General features: G+C 65.4%; 1 protein-coding gene and 2 pseudogenes. 2 read left to right on the forward strand and 1 reads right to left on the reverse strand.

Annotated elements, in window-relative coordinates:
- Positions 1–31 precede the first annotated feature (31 nt).
- Positions 32–184: pseudogene (locus tag EN906_RS33390) on the forward strand (SDR family NAD(P)-dependent oxidoreductase); the annotation flags it as partial.
- An 87-nt stretch (positions 185–271) separates the two neighbouring features.
- Here the strand turns inward: EN906_RS33390 and EN906_RS33395 are convergent.
- On the reverse strand, positions 272–1,177 hold the full coding sequence (locus EN906_RS33395) for a S1C family serine protease (RefSeq protein ID WP_013530631.1): 906 nt from the start codon (positions 1,175–1,177) through the stop codon (positions 272–274).
- 195 nt (positions 1,178–1,372) lie between these two features.
- Between EN906_RS33395 and EN906_RS33400 the strand changes: the two are divergent.
- Positions 1,373–1,635: pseudogene (locus EN906_RS33400) on the forward strand (glutathione-dependent disulfide-bond oxidoreductase); the annotation flags it as partial.

Genomic DNA, 1,635 nt, shown 5'->3' on the forward strand with positions numbered 1-1,635 from the left:
GCCCTTCTCCATCCAAGCCAAGGCAGTGCGAATGAGCATTTCAAATCAGAAAATCCTGATCGTCGGTGGCGGCTCCGGCATGGGTCTGGCGCTGGCCCGGCGCTGCGTTGAGGCTGGGGCCAGTGTGATCATCGCGGGGCGCGGCGAGAACCGGCTGCGACAGGCGCGTGAGGCGCTGGGCAATCCCGACGAGGCCCTGGCCGCGATGGCCGAGCGGCTGCCCGTCGGGCGAATTGGCAACCCGATGACATCGCCGACGCCATCGACGCGTCTACTGCAGTTGCGGCTTTTTCAGAAAACTGCCGCGGTCGGCCGATTTGACGCGCAGCCAGGTTTCGCGGCCGTCGCGCAACACTCGCATCGGAATCTCGGCCCCCGCCGAGCCGCTTTCCCACAGTTTGCGATAGAAATCGGCCAGCCCGTCGACCGCGCCGTCCCGGATGTCGGAGATGATGTCGCCCTGGCGCAGGCCGGCCTTGGCCGCCGGGCCGCCCTCGGTCACGCTCATCACCACCACCCTGCCGTCGCTTTCGGCCGACAGGGCGCCGAGCCACGGGCGCGGCGGCTTGGCCACCTGGCCGCGTGTCAGGAGGTCGTCGAGAATGGGCGGCAAAAGATCGATCGGCACCACCATGTTGATATCGGCGACCTCGCCGTTGCGGCTCATCTGCAGGCGCAGCGAACCGATGCCGAGCAGCGAGCCGTCAGCGCCGAACAGCCCGGCACCGCCCCAGGAGGGGTGCGCCGGTGCAATGAAGATCGCCTCGTCGAGCAGATATTCCCAATAGCCGGCGAATTCCTGCTTGGTGACGATCCTGGCCTGCACCGACTGGCCGATGCCGTCGGCCAGCACGACGGCGTCGCCGATCCTGGCCTTGCCGGCATCGCCCAGCGCCACGGCCGGCAGGCCGAGCGGCGCCAGCGCCTGCACCAGGCCAAAGCCCGATTCCTGGTCATAGGCGAGCGCGTGCGCGGGGATGACGCGGCCGTCATGGCTGGTCAGCCAGACCTCTTCCGCTTCGGTGATGAGATAGCCGATGGTCAACACCAGCCCGTCATTGCGAATGACGACGCCGCTGCCTTCCCTGAGCGTGCCGAGCGCCCCGGCTGTAAAGGCATCTTCGGGGACAGTGGCCCGCACGGCAACGACCGAGCGCGGATTGGGATTGATGGTCATGCTTTTGTCCTGGGTGGGCTTTGGCGACATCTTCTATAGGTATGCCACGCCGGAGAAGGCGCAAGGGTAAGGAAGTGCCCAATTGCCGATGTTGGCCCTGCGGGCATCGATAATAGTTCAACGCAAGTTGAACTTACACATCCGCAGCCCTAGTTTATGGCGACCTGCCATCCTTCCCCGACACGAGGCCACGAAATGACCGACTACACCCCGCCGAAAGTATGGACCTGGAACAAGCCGAGCGGCGGAGCCTTTGCCAGCATCAACCGGCCGATCGCCGGACCGACGCATGACAAGGAACTGCCCGTCGGCAAGCATCCGTTGCAGCTCTATTCGCTGGCGACGCCGAACGGCGTCAAGGTCACCGTCATGCTGGAAGAGCTTCTGGCGCGCGGCCACAAGGGCGCCGAATACGATGCCTGGCTGATCCGGATCAACGATGGCGACCAGTTCGGCAG

This window comes from Mesorhizobium sp. M7A.F.Ca.CA.004.06.1.1 (assembly GCF_003999135.1).
In the GTDB taxonomy this organism is placed as follows: domain Bacteria; phylum Pseudomonadota; class Alphaproteobacteria; order Rhizobiales; family Rhizobiaceae; genus Mesorhizobium.

What these genes read in the sequence shown, in the direction of transcription:
- EN906_RS33395 (WP_013530631.1), bottom strand. Translation starts at nt 1,177, where the DNA reads ATGACCATCAATCCCAATCCGCGCTCGGTCGTTGCCGTGCGGGCCACT.